This window comes from Parafrankia sp. EUN1f (genome assembly GCF_000177675.1).
GTDB lineage: Bacteria > Actinomycetota > Actinomycetes > Frankiales > Frankiaceae > Parafrankia.
The window spans coordinates 118,555-136,044 of sequence record NZ_ADGX01000001.1; the positions used below are offsets into that span (position 1 = coordinate 118,555).

The 17,490-nt window shown below is 71.0% G+C and carries 13 protein-coding genes; 5 read left to right on the plus strand and 8 right to left on the minus strand.

Annotated elements, in window-relative coordinates; translation table 11 throughout:
• Nucleotides 1-722: 722 nt before the first annotated feature.
• Nucleotides 723-1,769: an EcsC family protein gene (locus FREUN1FDRAFT_RS00530; RefSeq protein WP_050795683.1), complete on the plus strand. Its 1,047-nt coding sequence runs from the start codon at nucleotides 723-725 to the stop codon at nucleotides 1,767-1,769.
• A 24-nt stretch (nucleotides 1,770-1,793) separates the two neighbouring features.
• Here FREUN1FDRAFT_RS00530 and FREUN1FDRAFT_RS00535 read toward each other — a convergent pair whose 3' ends face one another.
• From FREUN1FDRAFT_RS00535 to FREUN1FDRAFT_RS00545, 3 genes are all read right to left on the minus strand, one after another.
• Nucleotides 1,794-3,371: an ATP-binding protein gene (locus FREUN1FDRAFT_RS00535; RefSeq protein WP_006537954.1), complete on the minus strand. Its 1,578-nt coding sequence runs from the start codon at nucleotides 3,369-3,371 to the stop codon at nucleotides 1,794-1,796.
• Nucleotides 3,372-3,492: 121 nt separating this feature from the next.
• The gene (locus tag FREUN1FDRAFT_RS00540; protein ID WP_006537955.1) at nucleotides 3,493-4,797 is read right to left on the minus strand and encodes a hypothetical protein; all 1,305 of its coding nucleotides are present in this window, start codon (nucleotides 4,795-4,797) and stop codon (nucleotides 3,493-3,495) included.
• Nucleotides 4,798-4,997: 200 nt separating this feature from the next.
• Nucleotides 4,998-6,005 (minus strand): hypothetical protein, encoded by a 1,008-nt coding sequence (locus FREUN1FDRAFT_RS00545; protein ID WP_006537956.1) that lies wholly within the window; start codon nucleotides 6,003-6,005, stop codon nucleotides 4,998-5,000.
• Between the two features lie 86 nt (nucleotides 6,006-6,091).
• Here FREUN1FDRAFT_RS00545 and FREUN1FDRAFT_RS00550 point away from each other — a divergent pair, with 86 nt between their 5' ends.
• From FREUN1FDRAFT_RS00550 to FREUN1FDRAFT_RS00560, 3 genes are all read left to right on the plus strand, one after another.
• Nucleotides 6,092-6,766, plus strand: coding sequence for a TetR/AcrR family transcriptional regulator (locus FREUN1FDRAFT_RS00550; RefSeq protein WP_006537957.1), 675 nt, complete (start codon nucleotides 6,092-6,094; stop codon nucleotides 6,764-6,766).
• Nucleotides 6,767-6,783: 17 nt separating this feature from the next.
• Nucleotides 6,784-7,434, plus strand: coding sequence for an MOSC domain-containing protein (locus FREUN1FDRAFT_RS00555; RefSeq protein WP_006537958.1), 651 nt, complete (start codon nucleotides 6,784-6,786; stop codon nucleotides 7,432-7,434).
• A 91-nt stretch (nucleotides 7,435-7,525) separates the two neighbouring features.
• Nucleotides 7,526-8,416, plus strand: coding sequence for an aminoglycoside phosphotransferase family protein (locus FREUN1FDRAFT_RS00560; RefSeq protein ID WP_006537959.1), 891 nt, complete (start codon nucleotides 7,526-7,528; stop codon nucleotides 8,414-8,416).
• A gap of 66 nt (nucleotides 8,417-8,482) precedes the next feature.
• Here FREUN1FDRAFT_RS00560 and FREUN1FDRAFT_RS00565 read toward each other — a convergent pair whose 3' ends face one another.
• The 4 genes from FREUN1FDRAFT_RS00565 to FREUN1FDRAFT_RS00580 all read right to left on the minus strand — a co-directional run bounded on the left by FREUN1FDRAFT_RS00565 (nucleotide 8,483) and on the right by FREUN1FDRAFT_RS00580 (nucleotide 13,884).
• Nucleotides 8,483-8,965: a helix-turn-helix domain-containing protein gene (locus tag FREUN1FDRAFT_RS00565; RefSeq protein ID WP_232294979.1), complete on the minus strand. Its 483-nt coding sequence runs from the start codon at nucleotides 8,963-8,965 to the stop codon at nucleotides 8,483-8,485.
• A gap of 131 nt (nucleotides 8,966-9,096) precedes the next feature.
• A complete protein-coding gene (locus tag FREUN1FDRAFT_RS00570; RefSeq protein WP_006537961.1) occupies nucleotides 9,097-10,173 on the minus strand; it encodes an LLM class flavin-dependent oxidoreductase in 1,077 nt (358 codons plus the stop codon).
• Nucleotides 10,174-10,207: 34 nt separating this feature from the next.
• Entirely contained in the window at nucleotides 10,208-11,059 is an 852-nt protein-coding gene (locus FREUN1FDRAFT_RS00575) for a CmcJ/NvfI family oxidoreductase (protein ID WP_006537962.1), read from the minus strand.
• Nucleotides 11,056-13,884 carry a family 78 glycoside hydrolase catalytic domain gene (locus FREUN1FDRAFT_RS00580; RefSeq protein WP_006537963.1) on the minus strand — a complete coding sequence of 943 codons (2,829 nt, stop codon included), beginning with the start codon at nucleotides 13,882-13,884 and terminating at the stop codon, nucleotides 11,056-11,058. The genes FREUN1FDRAFT_RS00575 and FREUN1FDRAFT_RS00580 overlap by 4 nt, the downstream gene beginning before the upstream one ends.
• A 576-nt stretch (nucleotides 13,885-14,460) precedes the next feature.
• On the opposite strand from FREUN1FDRAFT_RS00580, the gene FREUN1FDRAFT_RS00585 reads away from it, so the two are divergent.
• Nucleotides 14,461-15,930: an NDP-hexose 2,3-dehydratase family protein gene (locus FREUN1FDRAFT_RS00585; RefSeq protein WP_006537964.1), complete on the plus strand. Its 1,470-nt coding sequence runs from the start codon at nucleotides 14,461-14,463 to the stop codon at nucleotides 15,928-15,930.
• 74 nt (nucleotides 15,931-16,004) lie between these two features.
• On the opposite strand, the gene FREUN1FDRAFT_RS00590 is transcribed toward FREUN1FDRAFT_RS00585, so the two are convergent.
• The coding region (locus FREUN1FDRAFT_RS00590; RefSeq protein WP_006537965.1) for a helix-turn-helix transcriptional regulator at nucleotides 16,005-17,490 on the minus strand (1,486 nt) is incomplete at its 5' end.

The window sequence follows — 17,490 nt, forward strand, 5'->3', positions numbered from 1 at the left end:
TTCGGAACGGACACGAAAAGGTCGTGACCCGCTGCGGCCGCGATGGTCGGCCCGGGCCTGGAGAGCATGGCAGCGGCCTCAGGCCCGCCAGGGGCCGTGAAGACGCTGGTCACGGCGCGGGCCTGGGTCTCGGCGAGCACTGTTTTCCGCGTCGGGCGGAGTCCACCAGACGGTGGCTGCGCGTCGCGGCGGGGTCACCGTCCCAGATCACGACCCTAGACTCTCGTTCAATTCCTCTGACTGAGTAAGACACTACGAGTTTCAGACACCACCGTCACTCCGAAGCATTCGCCGACCGGACCGGGTGCACAGGACCGAGACCCGGGCCGGGCTGGGGGCGGCGTGGGGTTCGCGGTCACGCTTTCGCGGATATGGCTGGCCAGGACCCGTGCGATCACCTCGCACAAACGGGGCCCGTGTTTCAAGACCGATGAAGGAGTTGGGATGCCCGCCGCCTCGCACCTCACATCGCTGACCATGGACAACGCGACGAGGAGCAGCGGCAACATCTCCGCGCTGCGGTAACCACGCTCACCCTTGACCTCACGCGGCGGCCCCGTTACGGGGGACAGGCCAGGAGCCACCGAAAGGCCGCGGCTACGATCCCCTGGCAGACGGCTACCTTTCACCAACCGGCGCGGTGTCCGTCCGTGTGCTGTTTCGGAAGAGCTCGGGATCGGTCGTAAATCAGCGGGGGCGCGCACCACATGAGCATTGAAGCAATGAGCGAGTACGACAGGGCAGCCTGGATCAAGTTGGAGGAATGGAGGACGAAGCGGCTTTCCCCGCGGGAACGCAATCTTCTCCCGAAGGGCGCTCGCGAAAAGATTGCCAAGGCCGGAGAAAGGGTTGGTGAAGGGTTCGAGAAAATTCCCGGAGCAAGCCAGTTCATCGAGCTGTTCAACAAGGCACTCGAAGGTGTCACGGGGTTGATCAGTCGGACGGCGGACGCATCGATGCGCCGCCAGGCAGTGATCGACGCATACCGCCGGTCGGGCCACCAGGTCACCGATCTGGCCGACGTCCGGAAACTCGAGCTGCGAGACGTCGATCAGGTCAGTCCACGCCTTGGCCTGCGCTACACGGCGTTCAGCAGCGCCGAAGGCGCCGTGACTGGTCTCGCGGTCTCTGGAGGAGAGATCCTCGCGGGCGGTGGAGCGATCTTCGGTGCCGGTGTGGGTGCCGCACCGGGCGCAGGCACCGTCGTCGGCGCACTCGCGGTGGACGCGGCGGCCGTGCTCGGCGCCATGAGCCGAGCGACCGCACATATCGCGGCCTACTATGGCTACGACACCGATCTCCCCGAGGAGCAGGTGTTCGCCGTGGGCATCCTGAGCTTCAGCCTCGCCGGACAGTCCGGCAAAAGCGCCGCGTATATCGAGCTCAACAAGGTGGTGCAAGAGCTCGTTCGCAAAGCGTCCTGGGAAACACTCAACAAGAACGGAGTCACGAAGGTCGTCCGGGCTATCTACGAACGCCTTGGACTTCGCCTCACCAAGCAGAAGCTCGGTGGAGCCGTTCCTGTCATCGGCATCGCGGTGGGCGCCGGTCTGAACGCCCACATGCTGGAGAGGCTGACCACCGACGCGGACCGGCTCTACCGAGAGAGGTTCCTTCGCGAGAAGTATGGAATTCCGGCCACCACAGACTCCGGAGCAGCGCAGACCGCCCCCGGCCACGGCGGCGCCGGCATAGACGTCATCCGCATCAGCGAACTCATCGACGGTGAACTCGACATTGATGCTGGCCTCGATCCGGGCCGTCCCTGACGTCGAACGCGCCCGCTCCGCTGGCTACGCCCGGACCAGGGTAATGGTGCGTCCGGCGGGGCTTGTCGTGGTGGTGATGACCGTGCGCTCGGCGATATCCGCGGCGTTCGGGCGCTGGTCGAAGACGACGAGAACTCCGGTGGTCAGGTCCAGGCGGTCGAGGTAACCGTCGAGCTGGCGCAGGCCGGCGCGCAGCGGGTCGGCCCGGCCCTCGCGCCATACCTTGAGCTCGAGAGCTTCCCGCTGAAGGTGGCGGGTGCCGTCCTCGACGATGTAGGGCCAGCGGATCAGCAGGTCCGTCCGCCCGGTACCGACGCCGTACTCGCGGTCGACGTAGCCACCGCCGTTCACGACTCGCTGAAGAAAGCCCATGAGAACCAGCTGGGGTGCGGCTTCGCTGTAGTAGTCGCGAGAGGTGAGGAACTCGCCGTGTTCCATCCAGAACTCGGTGAACTCGCTGAGCATTTTCGGCAGGTCGAAGGTGCCGTCGGGGCGCACGAACGACCGCGGGTCGGCGATCACGCTCTCCTGAATGCGACTGGCCAGGACCCGCACGATCACCTCACGGTAGATCGGGTTGGCGGCCCGCACCGGCGGATCCTGCGCGATCAGACCCAGATCACGCAGGTAGGCGATGTCATCGTCATAGGGCTCGATCGTCAGAACGTCCCCGGCGAGCACCGGGCCGAGGACCCGGCGGACCCGCGGTTCCGCGAGCCTGGCCGCGAGCGAGTCCAGATGTGTGGCACGGGCCAGGATCAACCGTTCCTTGGCCTGCTCCACATGGTCGATGGTGATCGGCTCGACCGGCGGGACCGCGAGTTTCTCGACGACCTCACGGGCGAGCGCGTTGACCAGCCACGGTTGGCCACCGGTAAGCTCGATCGCTCGGTCGACGGCGGCCGACGTGAACTCCTGCCCAGTCTCGGCGGTGTGCTGGCCGTAGAGCTCACGCACCTCGTCCGCGGTGAAGTCTCCAAGCCGCAGCGACTCCAGCTTGATGTTGAACGGGCTGGACGTCCCCAGCCGTGAGGGGTCACCACCGGAAGCCGCTTTGTAGTCCCGCACGTCGCGCAGGCCGCACAGGGCGACCGAGGCGGGAAAGCTGCCAGGACGACCACGGTATCCATCGCGTAGCTGGCTGAGCACGCTGATCAGGGTCTGCCCGCGCAGCGCGTCGATCTCGTCGACGAACAGCACCAGCGGCCGGGGGCAGGCCTGCGCCCACGCGGTCAGGGCCGCCACGAGCAGGGCTCCTTCCGCGGCCTCGGGCCAGGCCGGAGGCCGCAGCGGCAGTGGCAGTACCCGATCGGCCTCCGCCCGGATCCGTTCCAGGACCGCACGGCTCGCCGAACCGATGTCGTCCTCCCACGCCCGCCCGGACTCGCAGGAGAACAGCAGCGCGGCGTACCGGCCGGCGGCGGTCAGCTCACGGGCGAGTGCTTCCAGCGTCGTCGTCTTGCCCGTCTGTCGGGGCGCGTGAACGACGAAGTAGCCTTCCTGCTCGACGAGACCCAGCGCCTCGGGCAGCCGCGCCGCCGCCGGAACCATGTAGTCGATTCCGGGCCGACACGGACCCGCGGTGTTGAACCGTCGACTCATCGTCACCCCCGACCGCCGCGTCCGACGCCACCCACCTGCCCGGACAACCACCTTACGTAGCCACCATGACATCCTCCCCGACCTTCGGTCTCCGCCTGCCCGGCGGCGACGATCCGAGGGGTCACGGAGCGCAGGCCGACCCGTTCTGGCTGAACTGTGCGAACGGAGCCTCGGCGGCGGCGACGGACATGGCGGTGAGACGGTCGGAGACCCCCGCCTCTTCGCAGTTCCATCGAATCCAGTCGAGGAAAAGCGCCTTCGCCTCGGCCGTGACCGGATCGTCCGTCCAGTCGCCCATCACTTCCCGGAAGTACCGGACCCGGTGTGGCGAAGCGCCGTGCCGGGCTTCCGGCAGGCATCCGTCGAGCCATTCCCAGGCGAGCACGTCGACTGCCTCGGCGCCCGGAGGCTCGCCGTGCCGGGCGGTGTACCAGGTGGTGAACGCCGCGACGGCCGGTTCCGGATCGGCGTTGCCATAGAGGGACCTCCACGCCGGCAGCGGTCCCCCGCGCCGCTTCCAGGCGTCGGCCACGTCGATGCCGCGGCGCAGTGCCCGAAACCAGTTGTCCAACGCGGACTCCGACTCGTCACCATCGAGGTCCATCTCGTCCTGGTCCGCCTGGACGAGGCACACCAGCTCGTCGGCCGTCGTCACGGGCCACGGCTCGACGCCGGCGGCGGGCTCGCCGGCATACCTCCGCCAGGCTGCGGCGGCCCGCGCAACGTCATCGTGCACGCCCGCATTGGCGATCGTGACCACCCCGCAGGCGTCGATGTCGAAGAGGAACACCGACGGGTCCTGCCCGCCCGGATAGATGAAGCCGGCGATCACCCCCAGGCGGGTTCCGTACGCATCCCGCATCTTCCACACCTCGCCGGTCGCGGCGATCTCGAGCAGCGCATCAAGCCAGGACGGCTCCGGCGCCACGGCGATCAGGAGCGGAACCAGGCTCCGGAGCGCGCTCGTCGCCCCGAACGCGAGCGGCGGGACAGCGACCGAGGCGATGCCGTGCAGCAGCCGCCACGGCGCTTCCCACCCATCGCCACCCGCCTCCAGCTCACCGCGAGCGCGCTCGGTCAGCGCGGCGATGACCTCCAGCAGCCACCGGTCGAAATCCCCGACGAGCTCATCGCGCGCAGCGAGTCGCAGCGGCCGGCCGAGCAGAGTCGACGTCATCTCCTCCAGTGCCCGCGGACCGTCTGCGGACAGCACGACACCGGCCTCGTCGAGGACCTCCTCGATCGCTGACTGGAACCAGAGCGGTTCCTCGCCACGCCGCAGCCGGGACCGCAGATGTGCGAGAACGGTCGGCCAGTCCGGATCGGCGCGCGGACCCCCAGCCCCCGACCGCTGCCCGGAGCCAGGACGGCCGGCGGGCCGCTTCCTGCTTTTCTTCGGCTTACGTCCACGCGACACCGGCGACATGTCGACGATCGTATTTACGGCCCATCCTGGTACTCGGCCCCGCCGGTGATCCGTCTGTAGCCTTTGCTCCGACCGCCATCCTGCCGCCCGGCCTGGCAGGCGGAAGCCAGACCTGCGGTGTTTGTGGCGGCGACTGACATGCCTGGCCCCGACGCCCTCACGGCTTCTCCCGGCGCGCCCGGGGTGAACGTGGCCCGTGACTACCGGTACCGCCGTGCCACTGCGGTGAAGGCCTCCTTGGGCTCCCACTCCATGTCGGGGTAGGTACGCCCCCGGTGCCCTTCGAGAAGTTTGACGATGCCAAGGCTGGCACGATCCAGGTCTTCGCGGGGGTCGCCGTCGGGGCGGTGGGGGAAGCCAGCCAGGGCGAAAAGGTAGACGAATGCGCTGTCCACGCCCTCGGTGTCGAAGATTTCCAGCAGTTCGCTCAGGTATGCGGCCTGGCCGGCCTCATCTCGCTCGTATATCCCGTTCAGCCGCGTCGGAGCCCCCGTGTGCGGGTCGTGTTCGACCACTTCCAGTACTCGCCCGCCCCGGTCCCCCGCGCCGCGGTAGGCCGCGGTACCGAAGCCGGTCAGGGCCAGCGGCTTCGGGCCTCGAGCCAGGGCACGCACGCCCGCTCGGAATCGGTCGGCGACCTCCGCGGAGCGGATCAGCTCGAAGGTCATGAAGTCGAAGGGGGCCCAGTCGACCTGCTCGAACTGGATGGATGCGTAGGTCAGCTTTCCCTGGAAGCGCTCGCGGATCGCTGCCGCGGCGTCGCGCAGGAACGCGTTGATCCGCTCGCCGAGCTCACTCATCGCGTGAGCTCGCCGGTCGGGATCGCGAATGAGCTGTGTGACCCGCTCTTCGGGGTTGTCGCCGGGCAGGAAGCCGCGGTTCATCACGCTCAGCTCGACACCGGCGACGAACACGACGGTGGTGCCCTGCTTCCGTAGCCGCTCGGCCCGTTCGGCGCAGTCACCGAAGAGCGCGAGGATCTGCGGCGGGTCCAGTTCCAGGGGATAGGGCGAGAACCAGACCTCCAGGCCGAGCTCGGCGGCGCAGCCGGCGGCCAGCTCCAGTCGGCCCGGGTCGCCGCCGATGATCTGGACCGCGTTGCAGTGCAGGTCGTCGCGGATGACGGTGAGTTCGCGTCGCACGACCAAAGGGTCGAGGTGCTCTCGGGATATCCGGCCGTGTGTGACGAGTCCGGTGTCGTAGGTCATTCCTCTGGCTCGCATGGCGCCGTCCCTTCCATCGGTCGCGGTGGAGCCGAGACTTACAGAAAAGATGCGTGCACGCAAGTTTGCGTATGCGCAGTCATCTGTGGAAGGCTGACACCGTGTCACCACCACCGGGACTGCGAGAGCGGAAGAAGCAGGCCACACGCGAGGCGCTACGCGAAGCGGCCCTGCGCCTGGCCGTGGAGCGCGGACCGGACGGAGTGCGCGTCGAGGACATCGCCGAAGCAGCCGGGGTCTCGCCACGCACGTACAACAACTACTTCGCCAGCCGCGAGCAGGCGATCGTCGCCGCCGTCACCGCGGACCGGGAAACACGGATCGCGGCGGCTGTGGCGGCCCGGCCCACCGAGGTGCGCCTGGCCGACGCCGTCACCGAGGCGGTGGTCGAGCAGTACACGAACACCCGCGAGCACGAACGTGAGGCACTGCTGCTGATCACCACCCGGACCGCGCTGCGCGAGGCGTTCCTCGACACCACCACCGGCATCGAGGCCCCACTAACGGCTGTTCTCGCTGAGCGCCTCGGCGATACCGAGGCACGCACCGCCCGCGTTCTCGCGGCGAGCGTCGCCACGGCCGTGCGCATCGCGCTCGACGAGTGGCTTCAGGGCACAGGCACAGACGCAGCGGGCGCCGGCGCCACCGGACTGCTCATACCCTCCGGTGCCCTGCCCGACCTGCTCCGCGGTGCGCTGGCCCCGCTCGCGCCCGCTTTCGACGCCGCCGAGAACCCCAGCCGCTGACACGTACCGTCGGTTCCGTGAAGGTGCTCTCCGTCAATGTCGGCATACCCCGCGCCAACCCCTGGAAGGGGCTCGGTCTGACCGGTATCGACAAGCGGCCCGTCGACGGGCCGGTCGCCGTTGTCGCCCCCGGGCCGAAGGGCACCGGGGCGGTCGGTCTCGCCGGCGACCGGGTCTACGACGTGAAGCACCACGGCGGCTCCGACCAGGCCGTCTATGCCTACGCTCGCGAGGATCTCGACGGATGGGAGGCGGAGCTGGGCCGGCCGCTCGCGAACGGCGTCTTCGGGGAGAACCTCACGACCACCGGCCTCGACGTCAACGGCGCCCTGATCGGTGAACGTTGGCGTGTCGGGCCGAAGGTCGTCCTGGAGGTGTCGAGCGCGCGCATCCCGTGCGGGACGTTTCAGGGCTGGCTGGAACGCGACGGTTGGATCAGGACGTTCACGCAGGCCGCGCTGCCCGGCGCATACCTTCGCGTGATCGAACCTGGGGATATCCGCGCCGGGGATCCCGTCGAGATCGTGCACCGGCCTGACCACGATGTGACCGTCGCGCTCGTCTTCCGCGCGATGACACGTGAACCGGAACTGCTCCCCCGGCTCCTCGCCGCCGACGCGCTGCCGGAGGAGGGCAAGGATCTGGCGCGTAGGCGTACGACCGCCTAGGCGATCGATTCTCGTGGCCTGGCATGGACGGCTGCGACGCCGCGGCATCAGATCCAGACCGGGCCGGGTTCCGTCGGTATCGTCACTCCACATGATCGAGATCGACGCAGATCTGGTCCGTGATCTGCTGCAGGAACAGCATCCGGACCTTGCGGGGCTGGCCGTCCGCGAGGTTGTGGGCGGGTGGGACAACCAGCAGTGGCGCCTGGGGGACGAGTTCGCCGTGCGCCTGCCGCGCACGGAACGTGCTCCGGACCTCCAGCGCAAGGAGTGCCGGTGGCTGCCCGTGCTGGCTCCGCGCCTGCCGCTCGCCGTCCCGGTCCCGGTACGCATCGGCGAACCGTCCGCACGCTTCCCGAAGCCCTGGGCGATCATGACGTGGGTTTCCGGCGACCCACTGGACCACAGCTCGATCAGCCGCGGTGACCATGCGGCCGACACCCTGGCGGCCTTCCTCCGGGCGCTCCACGTGGAGGCACCCGCGGAGGCGCCGATCAGTTCGGACCGTGGCGCTCATCCCAAGAACTGCGCGGACGGATTCGACCACTTTCTTCGGGCCGTCGCCCTCGGCGGCATTGCCGACGACGTCCGGGCCGTCTGGGATGATGCCGTTGCGGCGCCCGAGTGGGAGGGTCCGCCGGTCTGGGTGCACGGCGACCTTCATCCCGCGAATGTCGTGGTCTCGGAGGGCACGCTCTCGGGCGTGATCGACTTCGGTGACATGTTCGCCGGCGATCCGGCGTGGGACCTCGCGGCCGCCTGGGTCATCCTTCCCGCAGGCGCCACCTCTCGTTTCTTCGACGTATATGCACAGGCGGATGAGGCGACGATCCGGCGTGCCCGCGGGCTGGCTGCCTTGAAAAGCCTGTTCCTCATGCTCATGGGCCAGAACGGAGACCGGGGCCTTCCCGGCGGTAAGCCGGCATGGGGACCGGCAGGCCAGGGAGCACTCGACCGTGTTCTGAACGGCGACCCGATATAGATCGACGGCAGTTTCTAGATCTTCATCTGGACGTCGCGCCGCGGGAGGGCCGCCGCGGCGCGGCCGCTACGATGCGGCCGACGCCGTGGCCCGCGAGCGGGCGTCGAAGCGGCCGCGGGCCGCGTCGATCTCACCCCGGTGGTCGAGCGCCCAGCTCATGAGCGTCCGGACGCTGTCCAGCAGGGTCCGGCCGAGCGTGGTGAGCTCGTAGTCGACCCGCGGTGGAATGACCGGGTGGACGGTACGCCGCACCAGGCCGTCGCGTTCGAGCCCGCGCAGGGTGACCGTCAGCATCCGCTGGCTGATGCCCTCGACGCCGCGCCGGAGCTCGCTGAAGCGACGGGCCCCGTCCCCCAGCGCGACGACGACGGCGATGGTCCACCTGTCACCCACCCTGTCCATGATCTCCCGGACGCCGCAGACCGCGTCATCATCGGGGGGCGGGGAGGTCGTGCCGGCGGGCGCGGGCGCGGGGCGCACGGGAGAGTACGCGCGTTCGGGCTCCGGACCGGGCGAGGGCGGAGGCACGGCCTTCCCGATCCCGCTCACCGTCACGGTTCCCTCCGGGGCATGGACGAGCTCGTCGCCCCAGACGATATCCGTTCCGCGAGCGCCCGGACGGCCGGCCGGCCCCGGCCCCACCCCCTGCGCACCCCCTCAGCGCCGGCCCTGAACCCGCCTCAGGCCGGGTCGCCCGGGTCGGGCTCCCAGACCGTGCTGGGGATCTCGGCCCGCAGGATCGGGACCACCTCGTCGAAGAACCGCTCAAGATAGCTCCGGGTGCTGCCCAGTGCGTTGGTGTAGGTCGAGAAGAAGCCCTCCACCCCGACCCCGAACACCTGGTTGCCAAACTTCCGGTGCAGATCGAGCAGTTTCTCCGCGACCTGCTCCGCCGTCCCGACCAACGCCGACCCGTCCCGCAGGAAGTCCTCCAGGGAGTCGAACGGGAACCCGGCCGCACCGCCGAAGTGTTCGCGCACCGACGCCTCGTAGGCCGGCCGGGCGATCGCCAGCGCGTCCTGGGAGCGGTCGGTGATGATCGGCGAATGCACCCCGACCGCGATCAGCGCGCCGTCGGGATCGTGACCGTGGACGGCGAGCCGTTCCCGGTAGTGCTCGACGAGGCCCAGGTAGTGCTCGACGCGGCGCAGGCCGTTCGCGGAGTAGAGCGGGTCGCCCCAGCGCGCGGCGAGCTCCGTGGAGCGCGGGCTGGTGGCCGAGCCGTGCCACACCCGCGGGGCCGGTCGCTGCAGGGGATGCGGCTCGACGGTCGCGTCGGTCAGCTTCGGCCGGAAGCGGCCCTCCCAGGTGACGTTCTCCTCCCGCCACAGCCGCCGGACCAGCTCGTAGCCCTCCTCCAGCCGGTCCCAGAGATCGGCCTCGGCGACGTCGAAGACACTCGGGGCGACCGCGTCGCCACCCTTGCCGATGATCAGGTCAAGCCGGCCGTCGCTGAGGTGGTCGAGCGTCGCGTAGTCCTCCGCGGAGCGGACCGGATCGGTCAGCGACAGCACCGCGACCGTGGTGACCAGCCGGATCCGGGTCGTGCGCGCCGCGATGTGGGCGAGGATCACCGCCGGCGACGAGGACAGCAGCGCCGGGTTGTGCCGCTCGCCGATCCCGAAGGCGTCATAGCCGATCCGCTCGGCCCACAGCGCCAGGTCGACGACCTCGCGGAACCGGTCACGCTGGCTGAGCGCGACCTCCCCCGCTCCCGTGCTGTGTTTCGGTACCAGCGTGCTGGCCAGGAACTTCACCGTCAGCCATCTCCAGGTCATCCGGTCGGCGCGGTCAGTCGAAGAAGGCGAAGTAGCGGGACTCGATGCTGGTCCGCGGGCGCTGCCGCCGCCCGGCCGCGGGGACGTCGAACGCGGTGTGCGCGACGTTCGTCCGGCCCGGGTCCGCCGAGTCGAACCCCACGAACAGCAGCAGCTCGTCGGGGGTGGGGTCGGAGAAGTAGTACCAACGATGGCCGGGGTCGGCGTCGACCAGCAGCGAGGCGAAGACGTTGCCCACGACGTCGGACGGGCCGATCACATGCTCGATCGGTCGGGCGCCGGTCAGCGAGACGCTGCGCCCGTCGGTCAGTGCCAGCAGGCTGTCCTGCGGCGGCTCCGACAGCACCTCCCAGGCCTGGTAGACGACGAAGCGGCCGTCGGCCGGTATCTTCCCTCCGCTGGCCTGCCGAATTTCGTCGGCGAACAGATACGCGTCGTCCGCGGTGTAGTCCAGGTGGACGAACCGACCGGGGCCGGGTGTGACCTTGCCTGGCCCGGCGGCGGGCGCGGTCGAGCGGATCAGGACGTTCCACCAGGTGGACTGCGGTGCCACGTGGCGTGCTCCGGTCAGCTCTCTGATCAGCTCGGTGGTGTGGGCCAGGTAGGCATCGGCCAGCTCCCGGGGATGCGCGGCGCCGGTGAACACGCTGTCGTGGTCGAGCAGGACGAAGCCCTCACGGTCGAGCGACAGCTCGGCCCGCAGCGGGCGCGCGTCACGGATGTCGACGGTGACGGGGTCCCAGGCGACGTTCGTGCGCGTCGCGTCCATGTGGTCGAACCGCGCCGGTCCATGGATCTCGCCAGCATAGTTGATCTTGGCTGACACGGTGGGCAGGCCGGCCGGGGTTGGTGCCACGGTGCTCATCGGTCCTCGCTCTCGTCGGAAAGGGCCGCGACGTGGATGGAGCCGCCGGGATGGGCCTGCGCCCGCGAGCCGTCCGGCAGGACCACCTCGGCGGTGGTGCCCGGCGGGACCTCGACGGTGAGGGTGAACTGATCACTCTCGATCCGCCAGGAGGCCTCGATCCGCCCGTACGGCCCGTCGTAGCGGGCCTGCGCCCAGGTCAGGCCGCCGCCTGGGCGTGGCGCCACGCGGAAGCGGCGGAAGCCCACGTCGTCCGGGCCGGCGTCGTCGACGCCGGTGGCGGGCTGGATCCCGACGACGTGGCCGTGGAGGAACTCGACGACGCTGGCCCGCGCGGGGCAGTTCAGCGCCAGATGGGAGGAGCCGTCGGCGCCGATGCCGTTCCACGCCTCCCAGAACGTGGTCCCGCCCCGGTTGGGCGTCGCCAGCCACGACGGGGCGCTCTCCTGGAGGAGAAGCTCGTAGGCGACATCCAGGTGACCGGTGTCGGCGAGGACGGGCAGCAGCAGCCGGGTCGAGGGCAGCCCGGTGGCCGGGTGGGTGCCGGCCTCGCGGATCAGCTGGACCAGCCGTTCGGCGATGCGTTCCCGCAGTTCCTCGGGTACCAGTCGGAAGGCGAGCGCCCGCACATGCGTCGCCTGGGTGTCCGGTGTCAGCCTGCCGTCGGCGTCGATGAACTCGGCCTGCCACGCGGCGCGGACGGCGGCGGCCAGCGCCCCGTACCGCTGCGCGTCCGCCTCCCTGCCGAGCACGGCGGCGATGCGGGCGAGCAGGAGCGCGGACCGGTGGAAGTACGCCGTCGCGAAGGCGCCGTGGTCGCGTTCCTCGATCCGTCGGATGACGGCGGAGACCGGCTCGGCCAGGTCCTCGATCGCGTTCAGCCGGTGGACCCACGAGACGTCGGGATGGGCGGGTTCGGGACGGGCCGCCGGCGCCGCCAGGCCCCTCGCGCCCCGGGGGCGCGGTGGCGGCGGGATTTCCAGGTGCTCGTCGAAGTGATGGCCGGTGTCCCAGAGGAACCGCTCGTGCGGCGCCGGCTCGGGCCGCGCCGCGGCCCTGGTCGGATGGCGCCGGTCCCTGGCGGCCCCGGTCACGTGGTCGACCCAGGCGGTCATCGAGGCGTACTGCTCGCGGAGCACGCGGTCGTCACCGTAGGTCCGCCACAGCTCCCAGGGGACGGAGACGGCCGCGTCGCCCCACCCGGACTGGCCGTGCGGAAGCGCGAGCGGAGCGGTCTCGCTCACCGGGCCGAGCGGGTCGGGGGCGTAGTTCCTGACCCTGCCGTCGGGCCACTGGTCCGCGGCGAGGTCACGCAGCCAGGAGACGCTGAACCCGGCGACGTCGTGCAGCAGCGCGCCGGCGGGAAGGTTCCAGCCCCAGTCGGTCCACCCGGCGCACTCACGGGTGATCTCCACCGTCGGCGTGCCCCACTGCTGGTTGCGCAGCGACCAGACCGCGATCTCGTGCAGGCGGTTGATCCGGTCGTCGGAGCACCGGAACCATCCCGTGCGGGGCAGGTCGGAGACGACGACGGCGGCGGTCACGTCGTCCGGGCCGATCTGTTCGGGATGCCCCTCGATCCGCACGTACCGGAACCCGTGCCGGGTGTGCCGGGGCTCGAACACGTCACCGGGCCTGCCGGCCGAGATCACCCGGTCGCCCTGCAGCCCGCGGGGGGGCTCGTACCAGCGCAACGTGGGCTGGGCGCTGGACGAATCGACGTCGCCGGTGAGCGGGTCGAGCGTCTCGGCGTGGGTCAGCGTCAGCGCCGTGCCGGCGGGACCGAGCCGGGTCAGCCGGACCCAGCCGTGAAGGTTCTGGCCGAAGTCGACGACCTGGCTGCCCGGCCGCGGCCGGGTGACGGCGACCGGCCGCAGCCACCGGGTCCGCCGGATCGGCGGCGCCGGCGACGACACCAGGTTCGCGGCGCTCGCGCTCGCCGGACCGGCCGGACGCACCGGGGTCCAGTCCGACACGTCGGCACCCGGTCGGCTCCAGCCGGGCCGGTCCCGGCGCAGGTCGGTCTCCTGGCCGTCGAAGAGGTCCGCGGCGGTCACCGCGCCGACGGTCGTGCGCCAGCGCGGGCCCGAGCCGACCACCGTCACGCTGCCGTCGGTGTGCTCGACCTGGAGCTGGCCGAGGAAGGCCGTGTTCGGCCCGAACCCGTCCGGCAGCCGGTGATAGCAGGTCCGGCCGCGGTACCAGCCGTCGCTCAGCACCGCGCCGAACGCGTTGGCGCCCACGACGACCAGGTCGGTGACTTCGTAGGCCTGGACCTGCAGACGCCGGTGGTACGAGGTCGGGCCGGGGGCGAGCTCGGCGTCGCCCACCCGGATGCCGTTGAGGAAGACCTCGTAGAGGCCCTGTGCGGTGGCGTACAGGCGGGCCCGGCGGATCGGCCGGTCGAGCACGGCCTCTCCCCGCAGCAGGTACCCGGGGCGCGAGCCGGCCGGCGGGGCGGCGGCGCCCTCGTCGGGGCCGACCCAGGACGCCGCCCAGTCGCCGGGCTCCAGCAGCCCGGCCTCCCACCAGGTGGGCGCCGACCACGCGCTCTCCCCGGCGTCGGTCCACACCCGGGCCTCCCAGGTGACACGCTGGCCCGAACGCGGTGCGGGCCCCGGGTAGGGCACGAACAGGCTGCGGCCCGATGTGACCCGCCCGGTGTCCCAGCCCACGCCGTCGACGTCGCCACGGAGCCGATAGGCCCGCTGGGTGGCCGTGCCCGCCGGCAGCCGCCAGCTCAGCCGCGGAGCCGGCGTCGTCAGCCCGAGCGGGGTGACGAGGTGCTCGACGCGCAGACCATCCGGGGCGGGCGCCGTCACCACGACACCGTTTCCACGACACCGTCCTCCTCGCCGTCCGCCGCTGGCCCGCAGCTCGACGCGAGCCGCCGGCCTGCCCGGGGCGCCATTTGCCAACGACTATTCCACCGCCTGCGGGGCGCATTCGACGAAGGCGCGCGCATGAAACACCGCCATGGCCGTTATGGCCTCACCGCACGAACCACGATTCCGCGGTCCGAGCGACTACCCGGTCCGATTCCGACCATCGCGACCGTGCCGCGACACTAACAGCATCACACCGCCACGCTTACCCCTTTGTCCCCCCTGTCCACCGCCGGCCCGACCGCACGGTCGGGGACCGAAGCCTCACCGCTCCCTCCCGAGGCCGGGGCTCCGAGCGCGCTCCGATGTTTCCGTCGGTGGCGGAGAAATTCCCCGGTATACCACCCCAGCACTGAGCGCACGACAATTCCCACTTCCCCTAAGCCCCCCCTGTCCAAAAGACGGGGGTAGCTTGTTCGGTTTCTCTTCTTTCATAGTCGACGGCGAGGATCGACACCGCGGCGACAGCGCCGGATTCCGGCTGCCGGCGACGCCGGCCGCACGTGAGGAGTTCCCGTGTCCAGGATTCTCCGGACGCCCGCCGAGTTCACGGCGGAAGACCACAAGATCGCCCTGCGGATCGCCGAGTCGGCGCTGACCGTGGACGGCGTCGAGCGGCTGACCGACATTCGCGCCTGGTTCACCGCCCGGGCCTCGCTCGACATCGCGCGGGTCAACCGGATCCCCTTCGCCGAGATGGACCGGTGGGGCACCGATCCGCGGACCGGCGACCTCCGGCACGACAGCGGCCGGTTCTTCAGCATCGAGGGCCTCGCGGTCGAGGTGCCGCAGGGTCCGGTGCCGCGCTGGACACAACCGATCGTCAACCAGCCCGAGATCGGGATCCTCGGATTCCTCGTGCAGGAGTTCAACGGTGTCCTGCATTTCCTGGTCCAGGCGAAGAACGAGCCGGGCAACGCCACCGGCGTCCAGCTCTCGCCGACCGTGCAGGCCACCCGGAGCAACTACACCGGTGTGCACGGCGGTGCGAAGGTGCCCTATCTCGGCTACTTCCGCGACCCGGATCGCCATCGGATCATCGCGGATGTCCTGCAGTCCGAGCAGGGCTCGTGGTTCTACCAGAAGCGCAACCGCAACATCGTGATCGAGGTGGATGAGGAGATCCCGCTCCTCGACGGCTTCCGCTGGCTGACGCTCGGGCAGCTGCACCGGTTCCTCGCCGAGGACGACGTCGTCAACATGGACGCCCGCACCGTGCTGTCCTGCCTGCCGTTCTCGGCCGAGGACCTGACGGGTGCCCTGCCGTCCGCCGGCGAGGGCCTGCCGGCGGCGGTGCTGCGCTCGGCGAGCCCCGAGCAGGGCGCCCGGCACACCACGGCGGAGATCCTGCGCTGGGTGACCGACGCGCGCACCAGCAACGAGGTGCGCACCCGCCGCATGCCGCTGCGCGACATCGACGGATGGACCCGCACCGCCGACGCGATCGAGCACGACGACCGGCTGTTCTTCAGGGTCATCGCGGTACGCGTCGAGACCGGGCACCGGGAGGTCACCGGCTGGACCCAGCCGATGATCGAGCCGATCGGCGTCGGCGTGATCGCGTTCGTGGTGACCAGGTTCGACGGCGTCCTGCACGCCCTCGTCCAGGCCCGCGTCGAACCCGGCTACCTCGACGTCGTGGAGCTCGCGCCGACCGCGCAGTGGACACCGTCGAACTACACCCGTCTGCCTGCGGCGGCAGCGCCCCGGTTCGCCGGCGAGATCCTCACCGCCCGCCCCGAGCAGGTGCTGTTCGAGGCGACGCTGTCCGAGGAAGGCGGCCGGTTCCATCGGGCCCTGAACCGCTACACGATCATCGAGCTGGATCCGGCGCGGGGTGCCGCCCTGGACACCGGGCCCGCGCACCGCTGGCTCGCCCTGCATCAGCTCGTCGACCTGCTGCGGCACAGTCACTATGTCAACGTGCAGGGCCGAAGCCTGGTCGCCTGCCTGCACACCCTGTCCGGGGCGCGGGACCGGCCGTAGGACCGGCCGATCGGGCCCGGTGCGCCTGACTGACCGGGGCCGAGCGGCCGGCTGGCCGCTCGGCCCCCGTGTCGTCAGCCCGTCCGGGTGGCGTCGGTCCAGAGGTCGACGGGCAGATCGCGGCGGCGCTTCACGTTGAGCTTGCGGTACACCCGGGTGAGGTGCTGCTCCACGGTGCTCGGCGTGACATACAGCCTGCTCGCGATCTCCCGGTTGGTGTAGCCCATGACGGCCAGCGAGGCCACCCGGCGCTCGGAGTCCGTGAGGGCGGCGATCTCCTCCCTGCCGGCACCGTCCGACGGGGCCGCCCGGTTGTCACCGGAGATCGCGAACAGCTCCTGCGACAGCGGCCTCGCCGCGCACATGGTGGCGACGTGCAGCGCGCGGCGCAGCAGCAGCCGCGCCCGGCGCCGCTGGTCGACCGTGTCGTAGGCGCGGCTGAGGTCGGCGAGGGTGTGGGCCTGCTCCAGCCGGTCACCGGCGGCCTCCAGCAGGTCGAGCGACTCGGTCAGCAGCGGCAGGCGCCGGCCCGCGGGACTGGCCGCGGCGAGCAGCCGCAGCGCCAGGCCCCGCACCCGCGGCGCGGACGCACGGGTGAGTTGCTCCTGGGCGAGCTGGCGCGCCGCCTCGACGTTGCCGAGCTGCAGCCACGCCGCCGCCGCGCCGGTGCGCCAGGGCACCAGGCCGGCGGCGTCCACGCCCCAGCCCCGGCTCAGCTCCCCGCAGGCGAGGAAGTCCGCGAGCGCGGCGTGGGCATGGTGGGTGGCGAGATGGTGCTGGCCACGCGCATACAGGTAGTCCAGACCGTACCGGCTGGAGAACATCTCGTCGGGGACCGTCTGCACCAGGTGGCGCGCGGCCTCCTCGACGTCGCCCATCCGCGTCGTCGCCAGGATCAGCGTGCCCAGCGGCAGCCCGACCGCGACGCCCCAGGCCTTCGCCGGCAGGATCGACAGCGCCGTACGGGCATGCTCCACCGCCAGCGGCAGGTCACCCTGGTCGAGTGCCACCGCCGCGCGCGCGGCGATGACGACCGCCCGGGTCGTCTGGCCGCCGGCCGGCGCCGCGAGCTGGCCCGGTGCCGGCGCCGGCATCAGGGCGCCGAGCTGCGCGGTCGCGGCCCACGTCATCGGCGCGCCCCCGTTGTTCCCGTCGCCCGGCCCAGCCGCCACTCCGCCGGGTGCCAGACGGCCGGGTGACAGACCGATGGGCGCCAGCCCGATGGGCGCCAGCTGCGCACGAGCCACGACCGCCGCGCCGGGCACGCTCGGGTCGCTGTCGGCGAGGAACCGGTCACACCAGGCGGCGGCAGCCTCGGCGCGCTCCGAGCGCGACAGCGTGAGCAGCGCCAGTAACGTCGCCTCCGTCGCCCAGCCGCTGGTCCGGGCCAGGTGCAGGTCCCGCAGTACCCGGTGGGCGCTGTCGGCGGCCGCCGCCCCGCCACCGGACAGGACCGCGTCCGCGAGCAGCGCGGTCGTGCGCAGCCACAGGTCTGTGGCCGGGATCGCGGGCGACGGCGCACCGATCGGTGCCAGAAGCGGGCGCGGCGCCGCGCCCGAC